Source organism: Streptosporangium carneum, assembly GCF_027922005.1.
Lineage (GTDB): Bacteria > Actinomycetota > Actinomycetes > Streptosporangiales > Streptosporangiaceae > Streptosporangium > Streptosporangium carneum.
This window is the reverse complement of the sequence record NZ_BSEV01000013.1, coordinates 202,628-224,592: the sequence shown is the minus strand read 5'-3', so window position 1 is coordinate 224,592 and position 21,965 is coordinate 202,628. Positions and strand designations below refer to the sequence as shown.

At 70.4% G+C, this 21,965-nt stretch carries 21 protein-coding genes; 8 read left to right on the top strand and 13 right to left on the bottom strand.

What is annotated here, in order from left to right; translation table 11 throughout:
* Positions 1 to 61: 61 nt before the first annotated feature.
* A complete protein-coding gene (locus tag PKF00_RS26350) occupies positions 62 to 409 on the bottom strand; it encodes a DUF3017 domain-containing protein (RefSeq protein ID WP_271220320.1) in 348 nt (115 codons plus the stop codon).
* 87 nt (positions 410 to 496) lie between these two features.
* Positions 497 to 1,618 (bottom strand): citrate/2-methylcitrate synthase, encoded by a 1,122-nt coding sequence (locus PKF00_RS26345; RefSeq protein WP_271220319.1) that lies wholly within the window; start codon positions 1,616 to 1,618, stop codon positions 497 to 499.
* A 180-nt stretch (positions 1,619 to 1,798) separates the two neighbouring features.
* On the opposite strand from PKF00_RS26345, the gene PKF00_RS26340 reads away from it, so the two are divergent.
* Positions 1,799 to 2,449 carry an FHA domain-containing protein gene (locus PKF00_RS26340; RefSeq protein ID WP_271220318.1) on the top strand — a complete coding sequence of 217 codons (651 nt, stop codon included), beginning with the start codon at positions 1,799 to 1,801 and terminating at the stop codon, positions 2,447 to 2,449.
* Positions 2,450 to 2,688: 239 nt separating this feature from the next.
* On the opposite strand, the gene PKF00_RS26335 is transcribed toward PKF00_RS26340, so the two are convergent.
* The 4 genes from PKF00_RS26335 to purN form a co-directional block, all read right to left on the bottom strand.
* Positions 2,689 to 3,546: a bifunctional methylenetetrahydrofolate dehydrogenase/methenyltetrahydrofolate cyclohydrolase gene (locus PKF00_RS26335; protein WP_271220317.1), complete on the bottom strand. Its 858-nt coding sequence runs from the start codon at positions 3,544 to 3,546 to the stop codon at positions 2,689 to 2,691.
* Positions 3,547 to 3,589: 43 nt separating this feature from the next.
* Positions 3,590 to 3,724: a hypothetical protein gene (locus tag PKF00_RS26330; RefSeq protein WP_271220316.1), complete on the bottom strand. Its 135-nt coding sequence runs from the start codon at positions 3,722 to 3,724 to the stop codon at positions 3,590 to 3,592.
* Between the two features lie 199 nt (positions 3,725 to 3,923).
* Positions 3,924 to 5,468: a bifunctional phosphoribosylaminoimidazolecarboxamide formyltransferase/IMP cyclohydrolase gene (gene purH / locus PKF00_RS26325; protein WP_271220315.1), complete on the bottom strand. Its 1,545-nt coding sequence runs from the start codon at positions 5,466 to 5,468 to the stop codon at positions 3,924 to 3,926.
* Between the two features lie 43 nt (positions 5,469 to 5,511).
* Positions 5,512 to 6,132 carry a phosphoribosylglycinamide formyltransferase gene (gene purN / locus PKF00_RS26320; protein ID WP_271220314.1) on the bottom strand — a complete coding sequence of 207 codons (621 nt, stop codon included), beginning with the start codon at positions 6,130 to 6,132 and terminating at the stop codon, positions 5,512 to 5,514.
* A 79-nt stretch (positions 6,133 to 6,211) separates the two neighbouring features.
* On the opposite strand from purN, the gene PKF00_RS26315 reads away from it, so the two are divergent.
* Positions 6,212 to 6,622: a hypothetical protein gene (locus PKF00_RS26315; RefSeq protein ID WP_271220313.1), complete on the top strand. Its 411-nt coding sequence runs from the start codon at positions 6,212 to 6,214 to the stop codon at positions 6,620 to 6,622.
* A 168-nt stretch (positions 6,623 to 6,790) separates the two neighbouring features.
* Here PKF00_RS26315 and PKF00_RS26310 read toward each other — a convergent pair whose 3' ends face one another.
* From PKF00_RS26310 to PKF00_RS26300, 3 genes are all read right to left on the bottom strand, one after another.
* Positions 6,791 to 7,264, bottom strand: a complete 474-nt coding sequence (locus tag PKF00_RS26310; protein WP_271220312.1) for a TIGR00725 family protein — start codon at positions 7,262 to 7,264, stop codon at positions 6,791 to 6,793.
* A 38-nt stretch (positions 7,265 to 7,302) separates the two neighbouring features.
* A complete protein-coding gene (locus tag PKF00_RS26305) occupies positions 7,303 to 7,851 on the bottom strand; it encodes an NUDIX domain-containing protein (RefSeq protein ID WP_271220311.1) in 549 nt (182 codons plus the stop codon).
* A 204-nt stretch (positions 7,852 to 8,055) separates the two neighbouring features.
* Positions 8,056 to 9,720 carry a cell division protein PerM gene (locus PKF00_RS26300; RefSeq protein WP_271220310.1) on the bottom strand — a complete coding sequence of 555 codons (1,665 nt, stop codon included), beginning with the start codon at positions 9,718 to 9,720 and terminating at the stop codon, positions 8,056 to 8,058.
* A gap of 525 nt (positions 9,721 to 10,245) precedes the next feature.
* Between PKF00_RS26300 and PKF00_RS26295 the strand changes: the two genes are divergently transcribed.
* The gene (locus tag PKF00_RS26295; RefSeq protein ID WP_271220309.1) at positions 10,246 to 11,181 is read left to right on the top strand and encodes an MBL fold metallo-hydrolase; all 936 of its coding nucleotides are present in this window, start codon (positions 10,246 to 10,248) and stop codon (positions 11,179 to 11,181) included.
* Between the two features lie 70 nt (positions 11,182 to 11,251).
* Here PKF00_RS26295 and sucD read toward each other — a convergent pair whose 3' ends face one another.
* From sucD to icmB, 3 genes are all read right to left on the bottom strand, one after another.
* Entirely contained in the window at positions 11,252 to 12,127 is an 876-nt protein-coding gene (sucD, locus tag PKF00_RS26290) for a succinate--CoA ligase subunit alpha (RefSeq protein WP_271220308.1), read from the bottom strand.
* On the bottom strand, positions 12,127 to 13,308 hold the full coding sequence (gene sucC, locus PKF00_RS26285; RefSeq protein WP_271220307.1) for an ADP-forming succinate--CoA ligase subunit beta: 1,182 nt from the start codon (positions 13,306 to 13,308) through the stop codon (positions 12,127 to 12,129). The genes sucD and sucC overlap by 1 nt, the downstream gene beginning before the upstream one ends.
* 151 nt (positions 13,309 to 13,459) lie before the next feature.
* Entirely contained in the window at positions 13,460 to 13,867 is a 408-nt protein-coding gene (icmB, locus tag PKF00_RS26280; RefSeq protein WP_271220306.1) for a coenzyme B12-dependent isobutyryl CoA mutase small subunit, read from the bottom strand.
* A 170-nt stretch (positions 13,868 to 14,037) separates the two neighbouring features.
* Between icmB and PKF00_RS26275 the strand changes: the two genes are divergently transcribed.
* The 5 genes from PKF00_RS26275 to PKF00_RS26255 all read left to right on the top strand — a co-directional run bounded on the left by PKF00_RS26275 (position 14,038) and on the right by PKF00_RS26255 (position 19,489).
* On the top strand, positions 14,038 to 14,895 hold the full coding sequence (locus tag PKF00_RS26275; protein WP_271220305.1) for a hypothetical protein: 858 nt from the start codon (positions 14,038 to 14,040) through the stop codon (positions 14,893 to 14,895).
* A gap of 4 nt (positions 14,896 to 14,899) precedes the next feature.
* Positions 14,900 to 15,727, top strand: a complete 828-nt coding sequence (locus PKF00_RS26270) for a hypothetical protein (RefSeq protein WP_271220304.1) — start codon at positions 14,900 to 14,902, stop codon at positions 15,725 to 15,727.
* A gap of 145 nt (positions 15,728 to 15,872) precedes the next feature.
* Positions 15,873 to 16,955, top strand: a complete 1,083-nt coding sequence (locus tag PKF00_RS26265) for a hypothetical protein (RefSeq protein WP_271220303.1) — start codon at positions 15,873 to 15,875, stop codon at positions 16,953 to 16,955.
* A 431-nt stretch (positions 16,956 to 17,386) separates the two neighbouring features.
* Positions 17,387 to 18,256: a hypothetical protein gene (locus PKF00_RS26260; RefSeq protein WP_271220302.1), complete on the top strand. Its 870-nt coding sequence runs from the start codon at positions 17,387 to 17,389 to the stop codon at positions 18,254 to 18,256.
* Positions 18,257 to 18,577: 321 nt separating this feature from the next.
* Complete coding sequence (locus PKF00_RS26255) at positions 18,578 to 19,489, top strand: hypothetical protein (RefSeq protein WP_271220301.1); 912 nt, start codon at positions 18,578 to 18,580, stop codon at positions 19,487 to 19,489.
* A 135-nt stretch (positions 19,490 to 19,624) separates the two neighbouring features.
* On the opposite strand, the gene pcrA is transcribed toward PKF00_RS26255, so the two are convergent.
* Positions 19,625 to 21,880 carry a DNA helicase PcrA gene (gene pcrA, locus PKF00_RS26250; RefSeq protein ID WP_486389275.1) on the bottom strand — a complete coding sequence of 752 codons (2,256 nt, stop codon included), beginning with the start codon at positions 21,878 to 21,880 and terminating at the stop codon, positions 19,625 to 19,627.
* Between the last annotated feature and the right edge of the window lie 85 nt (positions 21,881 to 21,965).

Here is a 21,965-nt window from a genome sequence, read left to right as displayed (position 1 = left end):
CACTGGCCGTTGAGGTTATCGGACGGGTTTGACCGCCTTGCGGGCCGCCCGGTCATCCGACTTATCGCGGCATGAGCCACGGGTACTGCAGGACCAGCGAGGCCGCCATCAGCGCGGCGCCGAAGAGCGCCAGCGTGAGGGTGTCGGTCGTCCTGCGGCGTACGGCGAGCCGCCCGCCCCCGGTGAGACGCAGCAGCGCGCCCAGTGTCATGACCGCCCCGAGGGAGAACCCTCCCCACTCGGGATCGACCAGGACGGCGAAGGTCACGGCGAGGACCGCGCCCACCAGCACCAGGGGGTAGGGTCCCCAGCGGTCGTCGGCCGCGCTCCGCGCGCTCGCCGCGTTCACCGCTCGCGTCCGTGACCGTCGTTCGGCCGAGCCGTCGTCGGCCTCTCCGTGCTCCGGCACATCCGGCTCATCGCTCGCACCCATGATTCGTTCGCACCCGTGACCGCGTCGGTCCGGGCGTCCGCAGGCTCGTTCGTGGCACCCGGCTCATCGCTCGTCGATCGGCTTCCACTTCTGGTCGCGCTCGCCGACGTACTCGCTGTCCGGACGGATCAGACGGTTGTCGGCGTGCTGTTCGATGACGTGCGCGGTCCATCCTGACATGCGACTGACCGAGAAGACCGGGGTGAACAGGTCCGTCGGGATGCCGAGGTAGTGGTAGACGGTCGCGGCGTAGAAGTCCACGTTCGGGTAGAGGCCCTTCGTCTCGAAGACGACCTCCTCCATCTCCTTGGACATCCGGTAGTACTTGTCGTCGCCGGAGGCCTCGGCGAGCTCCTGCGACATCCTGCGCAGGTGCGTGGCGCGCGGGTCCTCCGTCTTGTAGACCCGGTGCCCGAAGCCCATGATCTTCTCGTGGGCGGCGAGCCTGTCCCGCACGGACTGGGCGACGGCGCCCGGGTCCAGGGACTCCAGGGTGCGCATGACCTGCTCGTTGGCGCCCCCGTGGAGGGGGCCCTTCAGGGTGCCGATGGCCGCCACGATGGCCGAGTGCATGTCGGACAGCGTCGCGGCGCAGACGCGGGCCGCGAAGGTCGAGGCGTTCATCGTGTGGTCGGCGTGCAGGACCAGGCACGCGTCGAAGACCTCGACCTCATGGCGGTCCGGGGTGCGCCCGGTGATCTGCAGCAGGAAGTTGGCGGCGACGCTCAGATCGGGATCGGGCTCGGGGATCTCGGCGCCGGTCCTGGCCGCGTGGTAGCGGGCCACCAAAATCGGCTGCTGGGCGGTCAGCCTGGCGGCCTTTCTCAGGTTGGCCTCGGGACTGTTGGAGTCCTTGTCCGGATCGTCGCCTGAGGCCAGTGAGACCAGCGTGCGCAGCGCCTCCATGGGAGCCTGCTTCTCGGCGATCTCCGGGATGTTCGCCTCGGCGAGGGCGCCGAGCGCGCGCCCCCTGACGAGTTCGGCCCCGTAGTCCGCCAGTTGCTCCCTGGTCGGGAGCCTGCCGTGCTGCAGCAGGTGCGCGGTCTCTTCGAACGTGGTGCGGCCGGCAAGATCGTGGATGTCGTAACCACGATAGAAGAGACGGCCGGCCTGGCCGTCGATGTCACTCAGCGCTGTTGACGCGGCTACGACATCGGCGAGGCCTTTTGTGGACTTGTCCGCCATGACTGTTTCCTCCGCTTATCTTGAGCGAAGTCTACCTGTGAGCAGGGGAAACCTTCCCGGGAGGTCCAGACCAATTTCACGTGGGATTCTCCTTCTGGCAAAGGCGATTCCCCATCCCCTCGTTTGGGTAAGCCGCAGCTGTAGGAATAGTTACGGCGGGCTACCTGGGGAGGAACTGCCGTGGAGGGGCCGTTCATACGCATCGAGGACACTGGCGAGGTGGTCCCGTTGCGCCCCGAGATCACGACGATCGGGCGTGGCCGGGGAGTAGACATCCGGCTCAACGATCCAAGTGTTTCCCGGCTGCACGCGGAATTCGTCCGGCGCGGCCCCTACCTGTATGTCGTTGATCTGGGCCTGTCCCGCAACGGCACACGGGTGAACGGCAGGCCGATCGCCCGGAGGGTGCTCGACGACGGCGACGTCGTCTCCTTCGGTGCCGCGAGGGGCAGGATCGGCGGGGTCCCGCGTGAGGACTTCGCCCCGGAGGTCGAGCTCCGCCGCGCCGCGGCTCCGGAGCTGACCCGGCGGGAGGTCGACGTGCTGACGTCGCTGTGTCGTCCGGCGCTGTCGGACGAGGCGTTCGTCGCGCCCGCGACGGCGCGGGAGATCGCCGACGATCTGGTGGTGACGGAGGCCGCGGTCAAGCAACACCTGCTGCGCCTCTATCAGAAGTTCCGGATCCCGGAGGGCACCAACCGTCGCACCAGACTGGCCAACGAGGTGGTCGCCCTCGGGCTGGTCAGGCCGACGCCGGTGGTGCCGCCACAGCGCGCGGCGGGGCCGCCTGAGACCCAGCCCGCGACCACCACGAGCCGCCGGGCGTCCTGAGCTCTCTCCCGGCGGTCCGTTCCCTGCGGCATGCGCTCTTCCGGCATGCCGTGCTTCACCGTGCCCGCCCCGCGGGTGGGCACGGTGGGCGGGCACAGGGGGCGGACGCCTGGTGGGTGAGCAGGACGGGTGAGCACGCTGCGGGCAGGCGGTGTGGGCGCGGCGGGCGAGCAGCGTGGGCGCAGTGGTGGCCCGTCGTGGGCGCGGTGGGCGGGCGCGGTCGTGGCCCGTCGCGGGACCTATCGCCCGGCGGCCTGCTTCTCCGCGGCCTCGACGACGTTGGTGAGCAGCAGGGCCCGGGTCATCGGGCCCACGCCGCCGGGATTGGGGGTGAGGAAGCCCGCGACCTCGCTGACGTCGGGGGCGACGTCACCGGCGATCTTGCCGTCGACGCGGGAGACGCCGACGTCGAGCACGGCCGCTCCCGGCTTGACCATGTCGGCCGTGATCAGGTGGGGAACGCCCGCCGCGGCGACGACGATGTCGGCGCGCCTGACGTGGGCGGCCAGGTCCTGGGTGCCGGTGTGGCACAGGGTGACGGTGGCGTTCTCCGAACGGCGGGTCAGCAGCAGGCCCAGTGAGCGGCCCACGGTGATGCCGCGCCCGACCACGACGACCTCCGCGCCCTTGATGGGCACGCCGTACTCCTGCAGCAGCAGGACGATGCCGTGCGGAGTGCACGGCAGCGGCGCGTCGACCATGTGGACCAGGCGGCCCAGGTTGACCGGGTGCAGACCGTCGGCGTCCTTGGCGGGGTCCATGCGCTCGATGAGCGCCAGGGTGTCGAGGTGCCGCGGCAGGGGGAGCTGGACGATGTAGCCGGTGCACTCCGCCGAGGCGTTGAGCTCGTCGACGACCGCCTCGACCTCCGCCTGGGTGGCGGTCGCGGGCAGGTCCCTGCGGATGGAGGCGATGCCGACCTCGGCGCAGTCGCGGTGCTTGCCTGCCACGTAGATCTGGCTGCCGGGGTCGTCTCCGACGAGGACGGTGCCGAGCCCGGGGGTGACACCCCGCTCCGCCAGCGCGGCCACCCTCGCCGTGAGGTCTGCCTTGATCTTCGCCGCGGTGGCCTTGCCGTCCAGAATCTGCGCGCTCATGATGTCAATCCTTCCATGAGATCGCCCGCGCCCCCTCCAGAGATCACCCGCCGCTGGCCTCCCTGCGCTCGATGATGCGGCGCGTGAAGGGGATGTACTCCACGACCTTCGCGCCGAGGTAGGCGGCGCCGAGGGCGAAGACGATGAGCAGCCAGGGGCTCTCCCAGAACCCGTTCATGATCACGAAGGTATTCAGGACGGGACCAAGGAAGGGCATAGGAGATCTCCAGCGGCACGACAGCAGGAACGCCTCACCCTAACCGTGCCTTAAACCTTCTCATGCCAAAAAATTATGTCCGTTTCGCCACTTTCTTGTCTCCGGTGCACGGCTGCCCCAGCGGTGCGGGGCAGCCGTGCGACCAGGAGGATCAAGGAGATCAGTGGAAGAAGTGGCGGGTGCCGGTGAAGTAGAGCGCGATTCCGGCGGCCTCGGCGGCGGCGATCACGTCCGCGTCGCGGATCGAGCCGCCCGGCTCGACGATCGCCGTGATCCCGGCGTCGATGAGCAACTGCGGGCCGTCCGCGAACGGGAAGTACGCGTCGGAGGCCGCGACCGAGCCCCGGGCGCGGTCACCGGCGCGGGTGATCGCCAGCTGCGCCGAGTCGACCCGGTTGACCTGGCCCATGCCGATGCCGACGCTCGCGCCGCCCGAGGCGAGCAGGATCGCGTTGGACTTCACCGAACGGCAGGCCTTCCAGGCGAAGGCCAGGTCGGCGAGGACCTCGGCGGAGACGGCGGAGCCCGCCTTGAGCTCCCAGGTGGACGGGTCGTCGCCGGGGGCGTCCACCCTGTCCGTGGTCTGCACCAGCAGGCCGCCGTCGATCCGGCGGAACTCGGCCCGGTTGTCCGGCCCCTTCGGGCAGACGAGCAGGCGGATGTTCTTCTTCGCGGTGAGCAGGGTCAGCGCCTCGGGAGTGAAGCCGGGGGCGACCACGACCTCGGTGAACACCTCCGCGATCTGCCGGCCCAGCTCCTCGGTGACCTCGCCGTTGACCGCGATCACGCCGCCGTAGGCGGAGACCGGGTCGCAGGCGTGGGCCCTGCGGTGCGCCTCGGCGACGTCGGCGCCGACCGCGATGCCGCACGGGTTCTGGTGCTTGATGATCGCCACGGCGGGTTCGGCGAAGTCCCAGGCGGCCCGCCAGGCGGCGTCGGCGTCGAGGTAGTTGTTGTAGGACATCTCCTTGCCGTGCAGCTGCTCGGCGTTGGCCAGGCCCTCGCGCTGCCCCGAGTACAGGGCCGCGCCCTGGTGCGGGTTCTCGCCGTAACGCAGCGACGACTTGAGCGTCCACGCCGCGCCCATGTAGGCGGGCCAGGCGCCCTCCTCGGCCGCGTACACGTCGGCGAACCAGGAGGCGACCGCCGTGTCGTAGGCGGCGGTGTGGGCGTACGCGGCCGCGGCGAGGCGGCGACGCTCGGTGAGGGTGAACCCCCCGAGCGCGACCGCGGCGAGCACGTCGCCGTAGGCCGCCGGGTCGACCACGACGGCGGCGGTGCCGTGGTTCTTGGCCCCGGCGCGGATCATCGCGGGGCCGCCGATGTCGATCTGCTCGACGCACTCGCTGTCCGAGGCGCCGGAGGCCACGGTCTCCTGGAACGGGTACAGGTTGACCACGACGAGCTGGAACGGCTCGATCTCCAGCTCTTCGAGCTGCTTGACGTGCGCGGGGTTGCCGCTGTCGGCCAGCAGACCGGCGTGCACGCGCGGGTGCAGGGTCTTGACGCGGCCGTCCAGGCACTCGGGGAACCCGGTCAGCGACTCGACCCGGGTGACGGGGACACCGAACGAGGCGATCTTCGTGGCGGTGCCGCCCGTGGAGACGATCTCCACACCGGCGGCGTCGAGCCCACGGGCCAGCTCCTCCAGCCCGCTCTTGTCATACACCGCGATCAACGCGCGCCGGATGGCGATGCGGGTCACTTCGTGGTCCTCCTGTTTGGTTCCGGTTTTCCGGCCGCCCGGCTCATCCGCCGGATCGTCCGAGACGAACGGTCCGTCCGGTCACCGTCCAGCCCTCACGGGCCATCCGGCCGACGGTTTCGACGAGCAGGTTCCGCTCGACGGTCTTGATGCGCTCGTGGAGCGTCTCCTCGTCGTCGCCGTCGAGCACGGGCACCGCCTCCTGGGCGACGATCGGGCCCGTGTCGACCCCCGCGTCGGCGAGCATCACGGTGCAGCCGGTGACGCGCACGCCGTACGCCAGGGCGTCACGGACTCCGTGGGCGCCGGGGAAGGACGGCAACAGCGCGGGATGGGTGTTGACGACGGTGAAGGCGGTCAGCGTCGGCGCGCCGAGGATCTTCATGAACCCCGCGCAGACGACCAGGTCGGGACGGTGCTCGGCGATCCGCGCGGCGAGCGCCCTGTCCCAGGCGTCCCTGCTCTCATGGTCGGGCAGTCTCTCGACGAAGGAGGGCGCCCCCGCGCGCTCGGCGCGGGCCAATCCTTCGATGCCGTCGCGGTCGGCTCCCACCGCCACGACGCGGGCCCCGTAAGCCTCGTCTGCCGAAGCGTCCAGCAGGGCCTGTAAGTTGGTTCCAGAACCGGATACGAGGACCACAAGCCGAGCGGCCTGGGATGACACCGACGCACTCCATTCGGACGGGGACTCACGCCGTTGCAAGGGTATCGGCCTGTGTGCTCGTATGACGCAAGGAGGTCAGTTGACGACACCCGTCCAGGCACGCCCGGCGGAGAGCGCGGGACGGCGGGCCCTGTGGCTCGCGATCGCCTCGGTGGTGATGACGTTCATGCTCCCCCTCGCGGGGCTCGTCATGGCGATCTTCGCCCTTGTCGTCTCGATCCGCGCGATCCCGGCCCTGCGCTCGGTGACCAGGCCGGTGGGAATCGCCGTCGTCGGAATCATCCTGGCGTCGCTGGCCCTGCTGATCTCTCTCGGGGTGACCGCGATGCAGTTCTACTTCAGCGACGAACTGGGCTCCTACGCCGAGTGTCGCAGGGGCGCGGGCACCGTCACCGCCCAGAACGAGTGCGTCGAGCAACTCGAACGGGCCATGGAGAAGAAGATGCCCTTCGTCCGCCCCGGTGAGGTGCAGTTCCCCTTCCCGCCCTGACCCTCTCCCTTCTCCTTTCCCTCTCCCCTCCCTTCTCCGTCCCTGCCCGCTCTCACCGGCTGTCACATGACAGGCCCGGTTCCGCCCCCGGAGTTCGCCCGCGCTTCCAGGCGAGCTCCGGCACGGCCGCGCCCACCGTGTCGAGACCCTCGTGTCGAGACCGTCGCCTCAGGGCCACAGCCCTGTCATGTCCAGGGCCTGCGCCGGTGAGGCGGCGTGCCGTACACCGGGCACGGGGCGGCCGTCGCGGTCCAGGAGCCGCCAGCCGCCGAGCTGGACCACGGGGACGCGGCCGTGACGCATGGCGAGGGCCAGCTCGGACAGGGTGCCCCAGGAACCTCCGACGACGATCACCGCGTCTCCCGAGTTGGCGATGACGAGGTTGCGCGCCTCGCCGATCCCGGTCGGGATCACGATGCTCAGGTCCGGGTTGGCGTCCTGCCTGTCGGGCCGGGACAGGATGCCGACGACCGTCCCCTCGGCCGCCCTCGCCCCGGCCGCGACGGCGGCCATGACCCCGCCGTAGCCGCCGCAGATCACCACCGCGCCGCGCTCGGCCAGCAGTCGCCCGACCTCACGCGCGTCGGCCTCTTCTTCGGGGGTGCAGTCACGGGGACCGCAGACCGACACCTGAATCGCCACACCGGAAATCGTGCCAGCGTCCTGGCCCGCCCGCTCCCCTACGCGCCGAGCAGCAGAAGGGTGTAGGCGGCCAGGGTGGAGTCCTCGGTGATCACACCGGTGCGGATCATCTCCTCCACCTTCTCCCGGGGGAACCACTGGTGGCGGAGATCCTGTTCCTCGACCTCCAGCTCGGCCGTGCCGTGAACGAGGTCGGTCGCCAGGAAAACGTCGAAGCCCTGACTCGTCATGCCGGCGCCACCGTGAAGATGCCCCAGGTGCCGCATCGAACCGGCGGAGAGACCGGTCTCCTGACGGAGCTCCTCCCGCGCGAGACGCTCGGGGTCGGCCGTCGCCATCCCGGGCATGGTCCCCTGCGGGAACTCCCACGAACGGCGGCGAATCGGGTAGCGGTACTGCTCGACCAGATGGAATCCGTCGTCCTCCATGGGGATGATGAGCGCGAAGTCCGGCTTGTCCACGTAGGAGTAGATGCCCGGTGACCCGTCAGGACGCCGGATCCGGTCCTCGCGCAGCCTCAGGTACCGCGTCTCGTACGCGACCTTCGTGGAAACCTGTTCGATCACCTGGTTGTCCGCGTCAAACACGCTCAGGCCCCCGTTCCGTAACGGCAGACGTCCTCAACACCACGATGAGATCGTGCCAGCGATCCTCGTCCGCCGACCAGGACATGACAGCCCTCATGGCCGACGCGCCTCTCACGCCCTCCACCGGCAGGCGTCTTCGGAGGACTCGTCGCCCCTTCGCCCCCGGAAGGGGCAGGAGAGGGGAGACGGACGCCGGGGGCCGGGTCACTCGTCGCGGTCCCAGGCGTAGGGGTCGAGGTAGATCACATGACCGCCCTTGTCGTCCGACTCGTCGACGATGTCACGGCGCGGCGGGCGCGGGGGTTCCCTATGCGCGGCCTTCGGCGGGGCCTCCGCGGCCGGGGCGTGCTCGTCCTCCCAGTCGTCCCGGATGACCGGGATCGGCTGGGTGTCGCACTCGGTGGCGTCCAGCCAGTGGCCGGGGAGCTTGCCGAGTTCGTCGGGCTCGGCGAGTCCGACCTTGCTCGCCACCGACCCCGCCGCCTTGGCGATCTTGACGCCTGCCTTGCGGACCGGCGCGGTCGCCGTGCCGACCCTCTCCGCCGCCTTGGTCACGGCGGTGTTGTGGCCTCGGAAGATCAGCCACCAGTTGGCCAGGCCCGCCGAGATCCCGGCGGCGACGCCGACCTCCAGCGTCACCGAGAGCATGACCTCCCACGCCGCGGGACCGACCGCGGTGAGCCTGCCCCCGCCGAGCGAGCCTCCGGACAGCGCCGCCAGCGCCCCCGCCGCCGTCCCGGTCGCCAGCCCGCAGACGAACCCCCACAGCGGCGCGCCCTCGTAGGACGGCGAGGGCGCGATGCGGACGCTCAGGACACCGGCCACCGCTCCCGCCGCGAACGGCAGCACGACCACCGCCATCGCCCACGCCGGGGTCGGCCCGGCGTCGGGCAGGGCTCCCAGGATCGGCAGGGTGGGCACGGTGCCGAGCTGGACTCCCGTCGGCGCGACCAGTGTGCCTGCGCCGACGGCGAACCCGGGGCCGGTGATGTAGGCCATCCCCCAGATGATCGCGTTGATCAGGTAGAGCACCTGGATCAGCAGGAGCAGCAGGCCTCCGACGAAGCCCGGCGACAGGATCTCCGACAGCGCTCTGACCTGGCCGAAGTTCACCACGATCGAGCCGAGCACCAGGACCGCTCCCGCCACGAGCATGATCCCCAGCGCCACGGCCGAGCTGAGCAGGACCGCGCGCAGCCGCTCCGGCAGCAGCCGCAGCATCAGCCGCCACGGCCCGATCGTCCTGGCGGTGGCCAGCGAGCCCGCGATGAAGGCGAGCACCAGGTGGCTGAGCAGGGCGTCGCCGAGGAACGGCTGGGTGATCTCGTTGTCGGTGATCAGCGCGATCACCCCGGCCAGCAGCGCGTACGGCGCCGCCAGCGAGATGCCCGCCTGCGCGACCAGCGCCAGCTGTGCCCGCCTGCGGGCGTTGGCCTCGTCCTTCGGGCTGTTCTTCGGCAGCCGGGCGGGCAGGCGCAGCCGCAGGTCGGCGTCCCTGGCCATCCAGATCCCCGCGCGGTACAGCAGGAAGGCGGGAAGGACCGTCAGACCCAGGGGAAGCAGCCCGACCGAGCCTCCGGGGATCGCGAACCCGGCGTGGTGCGCCGCCAGCCAGAGTTGCGCGGCGGTGCGGAACACCCCGGGCAGGCCGGTGCCGAGCGCGCCCTTGGGAGAGGCGATCCAGCCGACCAGGGTGAAGGTGGTGAGCACCGCGAGCCCCACGCTGAGCGTCCAGGCCGCGGCGAGCATCCCGGAAACGGGAAGCGGCCTGCGGACGTCCTCGTCGTCGCCCGTGACGCCGCCGGGCAGGGGGATGCGGCTGAGGACGTTGCGGGGAGCCGTCCGGAGCTGATCGAGAAGGGCCGTCACAATAGTCGATGGTCTCAGGATCTTCCGTATGGAAGAGACTTCTTCGCCCCGCGTGTCGCGTGTGCCGTGTGGACCGGCCCTCAGGCCGCGTGCCGTACGGCGCCGGGCGGGGCCGGGCAGGGCCGGGCGGGGCCGGGCGGGGCCGGGCGGGAAGGCCGCGTCGTGGACCTCGGGCGCGCCGCGGGACAGGAGTCCGGACGGCCCCCGAACCGGGATCCGGGGCCGGGGTCCGGACGGCCGGTCCGGCGCGACCGGCCGCACGCGGCTCCGGGCGACACCGGACGATTCTCAATGAATGTCAGAGAGAAATTCGAAGCCGGGGACACGGCGGGTCGAGACTTCCGCCGATTATCGCTGTCCGAATTCGCCAGAAAATACGGTTTCCCGCTCTGACCAGGGGCGATGATGAGATACGGGTCGCCGGGAAAACACAAGAAGGGAGCCGTCTTCCTTTTTTCGCGCACTGCGCGATATTCCTGAAGGGCAGGCAGCCGGACCTCGGCGGCTCACGAAGGAGAGGGCACCATGGACAGATCAGCCGCCCCCGTACGGGCGCAGGAGAGCGACGCGGCGGCGAACCGGCCCGGCGGCGAAGAGGGGTGGTACGTGGACGACCGCTGCACGAACTGCGACGTCGCCCGGCAGCTCGCCCCGGGGTTGGTCGGCGAGGTCGACGGCCGTTCGGTGATGCTCCGCCAGCCGGACGGCGCGGCGGAGACCGGACGGTTGCACGCGGCCGCCTTCGCCTGCCCCACCCGGTCGATCCGGCACTCGTCCCGGACGCCGGCCCCGGAGGCGGACCCCTTCCCGATCGCGCTCGACGACACCGTCCATCTGTGCGGACACAACTCCCAGCACACCGCGGGAGCCAACTCCTACCTGCTGCGCCGTCCCTCCGGGACCATGATGATGATCGACACCCCGCGCTGGGACCGCGGCCTGGCGTCGCGGTACGAAAGGCTGGGGCCCGTCACCGACGTGCTGCTCACGCACCGCGACCACGCCGCGCACGGCCGCCGCTACGCCGACCGCTTCGGCGCCCGCCTGTGGATCCACGAGGGCGACCTCGACGCCGCGCCGGACGCCGACCAGGTGATCCGGGGCGTCGACCCGATCGAGATCGCCGAGAACGTCACGGCGCACCCCCTCCCCGGGCACACCCGGGGGAGCGTGCTCTACGTCGCCGACGAGCGGTACTGCTTCAGCGGCGACAGCTTCTACTGGTCGCGCACCACGGGGGACCTCGAAGTGGCCGAGAGCGTCACCTGGTACTCCATAGAGGAGCTGGCCGCCTCCCTGGCCCGCACGGCTGACCGGCTCCGCTTCGAGTGGCTCCTTCCCGGCCACGGTGACCGCAGGCGGCTTCCGGCCCAGGAGATGTCCCGGCGGCTGAGGGAACTCACGACGCGGGTGCGGGCGCTCCGGCCCCGGCCCGTCGACTTCTCCGCCGTACGGTGGTGAGCGTCCGGGGCCGGAGAGACAGGAAAGGCGCCCGCGGGAAGACGGGCGCCTCTGCCTGCGAGCCAGGGGGTCAGCGGGACTGCATGACCTCACGCATCAGGCGAGCGGTCTCGCTCGGGGTCTTGCCGACGCGGACGCCGACCTTCTCCAGAGCCTCCTTCTTCGCCTGGGCGGTTCCCGCCGAGCCGGACACGATCGCGCCCGCGTGGCCCATGGTCTTGCCCTCGGGGGCGGTGAAGCCCGCGACGTAGGCGACGACCGGCTTGGTCACGTGCTGCTCGATGTAGGCGGCGGCGCGCTCCTCGGCGTCTCCGCCGATCTCACCGATCATCACGATCGCGTCGGTGGCCGGGTCGTCCTGGAAGGCCTGGAGGGCGTCGATGTGCGTGGTCCCGATGACCGGGTCGCCGCCGATGCCGACGGCGGTGGAGAAGCCGAAGTCACGCAGCTCGTACATGAGCTGGTAGGTCAGCGTGCCGGACTTCGACACCAGGCCGATGCGGCCCGCGGTGGTGATGTCGGCGGGGATGATGCCGGCGTTGGAGGCGCCGGGGGAGGCGATGCCGGGGCAGTTCGGACCGATGATGCGGGTCTTGTTGCCCTTGGCGACGGCGTAGGCCCAGAACTCGGTGGTGTCGTGGACCGGGACGCCCTCGGTGATCACCACGCAGAGCGGGATCTCGGCGTCGATGGCCTCCTTGACCGCGTCCTTGGTGAACGCCGGGGGCACGAACACGACCGACACGTCGGCGCCGGTCTGCTCGATGGCCTCCTTGACGGTGCCGAAGACGGGCAGGCCCTCGTGGGTGGTGCCGGCCTTGCGGGCGTTGACGCCGCCGACGACGCGGGCCCCGGAGGCGAGCATGCGGCGGGTGTGCTTGGTGCCCTCGCCGCCGGTCATGCCCTGAACAATGATCTTGCTGTTCTCGGTCAGCCAGATAGCCATTACGCACCTACCGCAGCGAGCTCGGCGGCACGCTTGGCCGCATCGTCCATGGTGTCGACCAGTTCGACGCCCTTGAGGCTGGCGTCGGCGAGGATCTTCCGTCCGAGTTCGGCGTTGTTGCCGTCGAGACGGACGACCAGCGGGCGGCTGACGGCCTCGCCGCGCCCCTCCAGCAGCTGGAAGGCCGAGACGATGCCGTTGGCGACCGCGTCACAGGCGGTGATGCCGCCGAAGACGTTGACGAAGATCGACTTCACGGCGGGGTCGGAGATGATGATCTCCAGGCCGGCCGCCATGACCTCGGCCGAGGCGCCGCCGCCGATGTCGAGGAAGTTGGCGGGCTTGGGCTGGCCGGGGAAGGCCTCGCCGGCGTAGGCGACGACGTCGAGGGTCGACATGACCAGGCCCGCGCCGTTGCCGATGATGCCGACGCTGCCGTCGAGCTTGACGTAGTTGAGGTCCTTCGCCTTGGCCGCGGCCTCGAGGGGGTCCTCGGCGGCCTTGTCCTCGAAGACCGAGTGGTCGGCCTGGCGGAAGGTGGCGTTGTCGTCGAGGGTGACCTTGCCGTCGAGGGCCTTCACCTGGCCGTCGGCGGACAGGATCATCGGGTTGACCTCGACCAGGGAGGCGTCCTCGTCGACGAAGGCGGCCCAGAGCTTCTCGATGAGCTCGGCGGCGCCGTCGAGCGCGACCTCGGGCAGACCGCCGGCGACGGCGATCTCGCGGGCCTTGGCGCGGTCGACCCCGTCGAGGGGGGAGACCGGGACCTTCGCGACCTTCTCCGGGGCGCTGTGCGCGACCTCTTCGATGTCCATTCCGCCGGCGGCGGAGCAGATGGCGAGGAACGTGCGGTTCGCGCGGTCGAGCAGGAAGGAGAAGTAGTACTCCTCCGCGATCGCGCTGGCCTCCTCGATCAGGACCTTGTGGACCGTGTGGCCCTTGATGTCCATGCCGAGGATCTGGGTGGCCTTCTGCTCGGCGTCGGCGGCGTCGTCGGCGACCTTCACGCCGCCCGCCTTGCCGCGGCCACCGGTCTTGACCTGGGCCTTGACGACGACACGGCCGGTCAGCTCCTCGGCTGCGGCGCGCGCCTCCTCCACGGTGTGGGCGACGATACCGCGCGGCACCGGGATGCCGTACTCCGCGAAGAGCTCCTTCGCCTGATGTTCGAACAGGTCCACGAGGGTCCGTCCTTGCTTGTGCGGCTGGTGTACAGATGTGGGCGGGCCGGCTCCACGCTCTCGGGGGAGCCTGACGTTTTTGCGCCAATGAAGCCTAGCCCCCCGAGCGGCATGGCCAGGTCACCGGGTCCTTGTAGGTGAGACGCGAATGTCACACACGGGAAGGAATCGCGCTTCGCACCCACTCGACGATCTCCTGCGTCGTCGCTCCCGGGGTGAAGACCCGGGCCACGCCCATGCGCTCCAGCTCGGGCATGTCCGCCTCGGGAATGATCCCACCGCCGAACACCACGATGTCACTCGCGTCGTTCTCCGCCAGCAGCTCGATCACCTTGGCGAAGAGCGTCATGTGCGCTCCCGACAGGACGGACAGCCCGACCGCCGCCGCGTCCTCCTGGATCGCGGTGCGCACGATCTGCTCGGGCGTCTGGTGCAGGCCGGTGTAGACGACCTCCATCCCGGCGTCCCGCAGCGCCCGCGCCACGATCTTCACACCCCGGTCGTGCCCGTCCAGTCCGGGCTTGGCGATGACGACGCGAATCCTCGACTCGGCATTCATGCAGACCTCCTTGTCCGCGCTCCACGCGCAACGGAAGAGCTGTCCGCAGCGTAACCGGCCACGCTCCGCCGAACTTCATGGGCCGCCACAAATAACGCCACATCCATGATCCTCATCTGAAAGGATGCCTTTCCTCCCCCGAGCCAGGCTCATGTAAAGGACATCCCCCCATGAGGCGATGGATCGCCCTGGTGACGGCGGCGCTGCTCGCGCCCGCACTGGTCACCACCGCCCCCTCGGCCGCCCAGGCCGCCCCCGCCGACCCCGTGAAGGCGCTCAAACCACACCTCCGCCCCGGGTACGGCGTCCAGGTCGCCGAGACCCAGAGGTTCTTCCTCGACAAGAAGACGCAGGTGATCGGCCGGCTGACGGGGAGCCTGGAGTTCGGCGTCTCCCGGCACGGCACCGAGGTCGTCGCCACCGACCAGACGCAGAACATCCGCGTCCAGCCACCGATCAAGGAGGTAGGGACCTTCTCCACACGCGAGATCGTCGTCGGCGACAAGAGGTACACCTCCGGTGACCCGTACGACGACCTCCCGACGGGCAAGACCTGGGTGCGCAGCGACTCGTCGCTGTCGCTCGGGAACGGCTCCGGGCAGACGTTCCTCAACGTGTTCGAGCCGGCCACCCTGAGGTTCCTGACGCGCGGATCGGGCCGCAGGCTGCCCGGCGGCGTCCAGTACAGGGGCGAGAACACCAGGGCGGAACTGTCCAGGGTCTCCGCGTCCTTCAGGCGCGCCTTCCCCACCCTGCTCGACGACGACAGCAGGGCCCGCAGGAAGGTCAGGTGGCGGCTCTGGCTCGACGCGCGGGGACTGCCCGTCCGCGTGGTGACCGAGGGCCTTCTCAACCTCGGCAGGAAGGGGGGCGTGAAGACGCTGATCGACACCCGCTACACCGGCTGGGGATCGCCCTCCGCCGTCGCCCCGCCACCCGAGGACCAGGTCATCGACCAGGAGGACTACTCCGGCTTCGACCCCGAGGCTCCCCTGGACATCGTGACCAAGGGCTGGAAGGAGCGCTGACCCCATGAGGCGATGGATCGCCCTGGTGACGGCGGCGCTGCTCGCGCCCGCACTGGTCACCACAATCCCTTCGGCCGCCCAGGCCGCCCCCGCCGACCCCGTGAAGGCGCTCGAACGACGGCTGCGCCCCGCCCACGGCGTCCAGGTCAACGAGACCACGCGGATCCGCTCCGGAAAGGGAAGCCCGGTGGTCATCCGGACCACGGGCAACCTGGAGTTCGGCGCTCCCGGGATCGTCGCGGTGGATCTGACATACCGCACAGGGGACATCACCAGACGCTGGATCGAGGTCGGCGGCAAGTGGTACGTCTCGGACCTGTCCGACGACGAATGGAGCGACCGGCTCCCGGTGGGCAAGACCTGGGTGCGCGGCGACTCGCTGGGGGTGGCCGGGAGCGGCACCGAGCAGATGTCCCTCAACGTGTTCGAGCCGGCCACCCTGAGGTTCCTGACGCGCGGATCGGGCCGCAGGCTGCCCGGCGGAGGCGGCGTCCAGTACAGGGGCGAGAACACCTGGGCGGAGCTGCGCAAGGTCTCCGCGTCCTTCAGGGACGCCTTCCCCCGCCGCGATGACAGTGCCCACAGGCGGGTCAGGTGGCGGCTCTGGCTCGACGACAGGGGACTGCCCAGCCGGGTCGTGACCGAGGACCTTTTCGACCGCGGCTGGGAGGACCTCGCGAAGGCGGTGGTCGACACCCGCTACACCGGCTGGGGATCGCGTGTCACCGTCGCCCCGCCGCCCGGCGACCAGGTCATCGACGTGCAGGACCGGCTCGGCTTCGACCCCGAGGCCCCGCTGGACATCGTGACCAAGGCCTGGAAGGACCGCTGACCCCCGCCCACCGCCCGGCCTCGAACCCCTCAGGGATCGGACGGTGGACGTCGGCGGACCGCCCCGCGTCACGACCATGATCGTTGTATGGAACGATGCACCCCCTCCCCTTCCCTGAGAATTCACGTAAGGAATCGCTGACCCCATGAGGCGATGGATCGCCCTGGTGACGGCGGCGCTGCTCGCGCCCGCGCTGGTCACCACAGCCCCCTCGGCCGCCCAGGCCGCCCCTGTCGACCCGGTCAAGGCGCTCAGGCAGCAGCTGCGCCCCGGACACGGCGTTCAAATCACCGAGACGGACCGCGGCTACTCGGGACGGTCCGTCACGACCGCGCGCCACCGGGGCGTCCTGCAGTTCGACCGTTCGGGCATCGTCGCCGTGGACATCACACGGCGGGCCTCCACGACGCCCTCCGTCGGCAGGGGCGTCTACATGCGTCGCACGATCGCCGTCGGCGGGAGGAACTACCACTTCGAGCCCTCCGAGCTCGACAAGCTCCCCGAGGGCAGGACGTGGGTGCGTGAGAACTGGAAGGGCCCGTGGGACGCCCTCAACAGCGACCAGATCCTCAACGTGATCGACCCGGTCACGCTGGGGTACATGCTGCGCACCTCGGCTCTCCGCCTGCCCGAGCGGGGCGGCGTCCAGTACCGGGGCACGATCACCTGGGCGCAGCTGCACAAGGTCTCCCGTTCCTTCCGTGAGCTGTGGAGGCTCGGGCCGCTCGGCAAGCTGGGGCGGTCGAAGATCAAGTGGCGGCTCTGGCTCGACACGCGGGGGCTGCCCGTCCGCGTGCTGACCGAGGACACGCTCGGCGGCTTCCTCGACAACTCGGTGAACGACATCCGCTACACCGGCTGGGGATCCCTGGTCACCGTCACCCCGCCGCCCGCGGACCAGGTCATCGACACGCGCGACGTCGACTATGACGCCAAGCCGCGGACCCCGCTGAGCGTCGTGATCGAGGGCGCGAGGACGGGCGGCCCCGCAGACGCGGGCGCCCGCCTGTCGCTCGGATCCGACGCCGGGCGCGAGAAAACGGTTCCGGACGTCGAACGCGAGGGAACGGTCGCGGACGCCGGGCGTGAGGGAACGGCCTCGGACGCCGGGCGTGAGGGAACGGTCGCGAGCACCGAGCGTGGCAGGGCGGTCCCGGCGGAGGGCGGCGAATCCGGCCCGACGACCACCGTGCCGTCCGAGGGGCAGCGAGTGGTGGAGCGGCGGTAGACCGACCGCCGCCCCCCGGCGCCGGAATGCGGCGCCGGGGGTCGGCGGCGGCTCGGAAGGCCGGGACCGCCGGTTTTCGGTCCCCGGAATACGGCCGCCCGGCGACGTTTTCCAGGGCGACGTCCTTTATGCCGTCGCCGACATATTCACGCCCGGACGTCTCCCGCCGCGACAGGCACGGTCCGACGCCGCCTCCTTGAGCACACGCCGTACAGCACGTGCAGGCGCGAACCCGTCGACCGGTTCACACGGTTCGGCGTTTTCATTTCACAACGCCTTCACCGATGACGACCGCGGGGGTGCTGCACGAAATATCCACAACTAATTTAGCTTGTCTCCGCCAATACGAGATTTCAGCGTGATCTTTTCTGGTGAAAATATCCTGATCCCTCCCACACGGGGCGGAGGGTATATGCAGGAGGCATCCCCCTTTGAAGCGATACATCGCCGGTCTGGCATGCGCGGCCACGGCCGTGCTGGGCGTTCCGGCCCTGGCGTCGACCGCCCACGCCCAGGCCGCCGCCGACCCGGTGGCCGCGCTGAAGAAGCAGCTGCGCAGCGGCCACGGCGTGAAGTACTCCGACATCACGAAGGTGCAGAGCGCCGACATCCGCCAGGTCCTCGGCGACCGCCAGGGCACGCTCCAGTTCGGCGCCTCTGGAATCAGCGCGTCCGACCAGACCACGAAGCTGCGGATCAAGGCGAGCGACATCGAGGCGCTCGTCGGCGACTCCGAGGACGAGAAGGCCAAGGGCCTGCGCGGACTGGCCAAGCCTGAGCGGGTCGTCCGCATCGGCAACACCACCTACATCTCCGGCGGTTTCTTCGGCGAGTACCTCCCTGAGGGCAAGACCTGGCTCCGCCTTCCCGGCGCCAACCTCGGCATCCTCGGCACGACGGGCCAGCCGATCAACCCCGCGGAGCCGGCGACGCTCAAGGCGCTGCTCGCGCACGCGGTCACCAAGCGTCCCGGAAGCTACAGCGGAAAGATCACCCAGGGCGAGCTCTACAAGGTCTCGCCGTGGTACCGCGCGACGGCGATCTACAAGCCGTCCGGCAAGGCCGCCAAGTCGGTGCTGAACTGGAAGCTGTTCGTCGGCGGCGACCAGCTTCCCCAGCGGCTGACGACCACCTACAGCAGGGGCGGCCGCGACAACATCGTGACGATCGACACCCGCTACAGCGGCTGGGGATCGCCGGTCTCGGTCAAGGCTCCGCCCGCCGACCAGGTCGCCAAGCCGAACGAGCTGGGCGAGGGCGCCGACACCAGCACCATGCCCATCCCGCTGCTCAACAACTGATCGCTCTCGAGCGGTCGTCCTGATCGACACCCGGTCGTCCGGGACGACCGCTCCGGCCGAGCGTGACCACGACGCCCGGCAGGCACCGCCTGCCGGGCGTCACCCGTCGGGGGACCTTCCTGCACGCCCGTGGATCTCTCCCGCGCGGAGCCTGCCCCTCTCCCCTTCCGGCGCGCCCGTGGATCCCTTCCCGCGTGCTCGGCAGCCCCTCCCCGTCCGGTCGCGCGGACGGCGGCTCGCTGCGGCATCTCCTGTATTGAGGAAGAATCCCAAAGATCCCCCCGCGACGACGCGAGGGCCTATCCACGAAGGACTCCCCCGATGAGGCGAATGATCGCCGCGCTGGCCGGCGCCGCCGTGACCGCGCTGGTCCTGCCCGTGCTCGTGGCCGCGGGACCGGCCGGCGCCCAGAGCGCGCAGGCGGCCCCCCAGGCCACCCGGACCGACCCCGTGTCGGCGCTGAAGCGCCAGTTCAGAGCGCACCACGGCGTGAAGCTCGCCGAGACCGCCAAGCTCATCGGCGAGGGGAAGGGACAGCGGACGGTCTACGCCCGCACCAGGGGTGTGCTGGAGTTCGACAGGACCGGGGTGACGGCGACGGACCTGACCAGCAAGTTCGACCTGCCCAGCGACGCCGGGGAGACCGGCGACCTGTTCACCGCCTCCCGCACGATCACGGTGAAGGGCGTCTCGTACATCTCGGGCGGCGTCTTCAGCGACGCCCTCCCCGAGGGGAAGAAGTGGCTGCGTGACCGCGACAACACGCTCACCCTGCTCAACCCCGCGCAGAAACTGCTCAACCCCCTGGAGCCCGCGACGCTGAAGGCGACACTGGCCCACACCACGGCCAAGCGTCCCGGCGGGACGTGGGACGGCGCCCGGACCGTCGTCCACTCGGGGACCATCACGCTGGGCGAGCTGTACCGGATCTCCCCCACGGTCCGCACGCTGCTCGGCAAGAAGCCCTCGGCCAAGGCCGCCCCGCTCCCGGTGAGCTGGCAGCTCTACATCGGCTCCGACCAGCTCGTCCGGCGGGTCGTCTCCTCCTACACGCAGTCCATACGGGGTCTGACCAGCGTCGACGTCGTCTACCTCAACGACAGCCGCTACAGCGACTGGGGCGCGAAGTCCGCCATCAAGGCGCCGCCCGCCTCCCAGGTGGCCGACTTCGACGAACTGCGGATCGGCGACAAGGAGGCCGAGGAGGCCTACGTCCAGCTCTTCAACGGCTGACCGCAGGGCGTCCGACGGCTGCCCCGCCCGCGACCGCCCCTCGTACGGCCCGGCGAGCCACCGCTCCCCGGGCCGTCGACGCCGGGACCTCTCCGGCGCCGGGCCTCCCCTCCGGCCTGCTCCCGCCCGTCGGCGTCAGAGCTTCTCCACCGGCGCGTAGGCCAGCAGCAGGGTCTTCTCCCCGCCGCTCCCAAAGTCGATCTTCACCTTGGTCTTCTCGGCCACGCCGTCGACCGAGACGACCGTGCCCAGGCCGAACGCGTCGTGGGTGACGCGGTCTCCGGGGTTCAGGGCCGGGATCTGCCGCCCGCCCGGCTTCCTGGCGGGAGCGGGCCGTGACTCGCGGCGCGAGGTGGCGGCGTTCCAGGCGCTCTTGCCGGGGTCGCCGCGCCAGTCGACCAGCTCGACCGGGATCTCGGAGACGAAGCGGGAGGCGGGGTTGAACGCGGGCGCTCCCCAGGAGCTGCGGACCGCCGCCCTGGAGATGTAGAGGCGCCGCTCGGCCCTGGTGATGCCGACGTAGGCCAGGCGACGCTCCTCCTCCAGCTCCTTGGGCTCGCCGAGCGAGCGCGTGTGCGGGAAGACGCCGTCCTCCATGCCGGTGAGGAAGACCACGGGGAACTCCAGCCCCTTGGCCGTGTGCAGGGTCATCAGCGTGACCACGCCCTGGCCGCCGTCGTCCGCCGGGATCTGGTCGGCGTCGGCCACCAGCGAGACCTGCTCGAGGAACTCCACGAGCGTGCCCTCGGGGTTGGCCTCCTCGAACTCGGAGGCCACCGAGATCATCTCGTCGAGGTTCTCGAGGCGGCTCTCGTCCTGCGGGTCGCCGGAGGCGGCGAGCTCGGCGCGGTAGCCGGTGCTCTCCAGCACCTCCTGGGCCAGCTCGGACGGCGGCGTGCCCTCCACCTTGGCGATCAGCTCGTCCAGCAGCGCGACGAACTCCTTGATGGCGTTGAGCGACCTGGTGGCCATGCCCGGCGCCTCCTCGGCCCGGCGCAGCCCCTCCCAGAACGAGATCCGCTCCCGGGAGGCGAACGCCTCGACCATCGCCTCCGCCCGGTCGCCGATGCCGCGCTTGGGCACGTTGAGGATGCGGCGCAGCGAGACCACGTCGCTGGGGTTGGACAGCACCCGCAGGTAGGCCAGCAGGTCACGGACCTCCTTGCGCTCGTAGAAGCGCACCCCGCCGACGACCTTGTAGGGCAGGCCCGTCCGGATGAAGATCTCCTCGAAGACACGGGAGGCCGCGTTGGTCCGGTAGAACACGGCCACCTGGCCCGGCACGACCCCCTCGTCGTCGGTGAGCCTGTCGACCTCCTGCGCGACGAACATGGCCTCGTCGTGCTCGTTGTCCGCGACATAACCGACGATCTTCGGCCCGGCCCCCTGGTCCGACCAGAGGTTCTTGGGCTTGCGGCTCTCGTTTCGGGAGATCACCGCGTTGGCCGCGCTCAGGATCGTCTGGGTCGAGCGGTAGTTCTGCTCCAGCAGGATCGTCCTGGCGTCGGGGTAGTCGCGCTCGAACTCCAGGATGTTGCGGATCGTCGCGCCGCGGAAGGCGTAGATCGACTGGTCGGCGTCGCCGACCACGCACAGCTCGGCGGGCTCCACCGCCGAGCCCTCCCTGACCGTCTCGCCGTCGACGGTGCGCAGCTCGGGCGAGCCGACGAGCTCGCGGATCAGGGTGTACTGCGCGTGGTTGGTGTCCTGGTACTCGTCGACCATGACGTGCCGCCAGCGGCGCCGGTAGTGCTCGGCCACGTCGGGGAAGATCTGCAGCAGCGTGACCGTCAGCATGATGAGGTCGTCGAAGTCCATCGCCCCGGCCTCGGTCAGCCTCCGCTGGTAGTTGCGGTAGGCCTCGGCGAGGGTGCGCTCCAGGTGCGTCGAGGCCTGCTCCGCGGCCGTCTCGTAGTCGATCAGCTCGTTCTTGAAGTTGCTGACCTGCGCGGAGAAGGAGCGCGGCGGGTAGCGCTTGGGGTCGAGGTCCATCTCCCTGCAGACCATCGCCATCAGCCGCTGGGAGTCGGCCTGGTCGTAGATGGAGAAGCCGGAGGGGAAGCCCAGCCGCTTGGCCTCGCGGCGCAGGATCCGCACGCACGCGCTGTGGAAGGTCATCACCCACATCGCGGCCGAGCGCGGTCCGATGAGGGCGTCGACCCGGTCCTTCATCTCCCTGGCGGCCTTGTTGGTGAAGGTGATGGCCAGGATCTCCTGCGGCTGCGCGCCCCGCTCGGCCAGGAGGTAGGCGATGCGGTGGGTCAGCACCCGCGTCTTGCCGGACCCCGCGCCCGCGACGATGAGCAGCGGGGTGCCGTGGTGCACGACTGCCTCGCGCTGCTGGGGGTTGAGCCCGTCGAGCAACGGGTGGGTCAGGGAAGCGGCTGGGATCGACACGTCCCTAGGGTAAGGCGGCCCGCCGACAGCCGGGTCCAGGGCGCGGAAGGAATGCCGCCGGACCTGCGGACGGTTATGG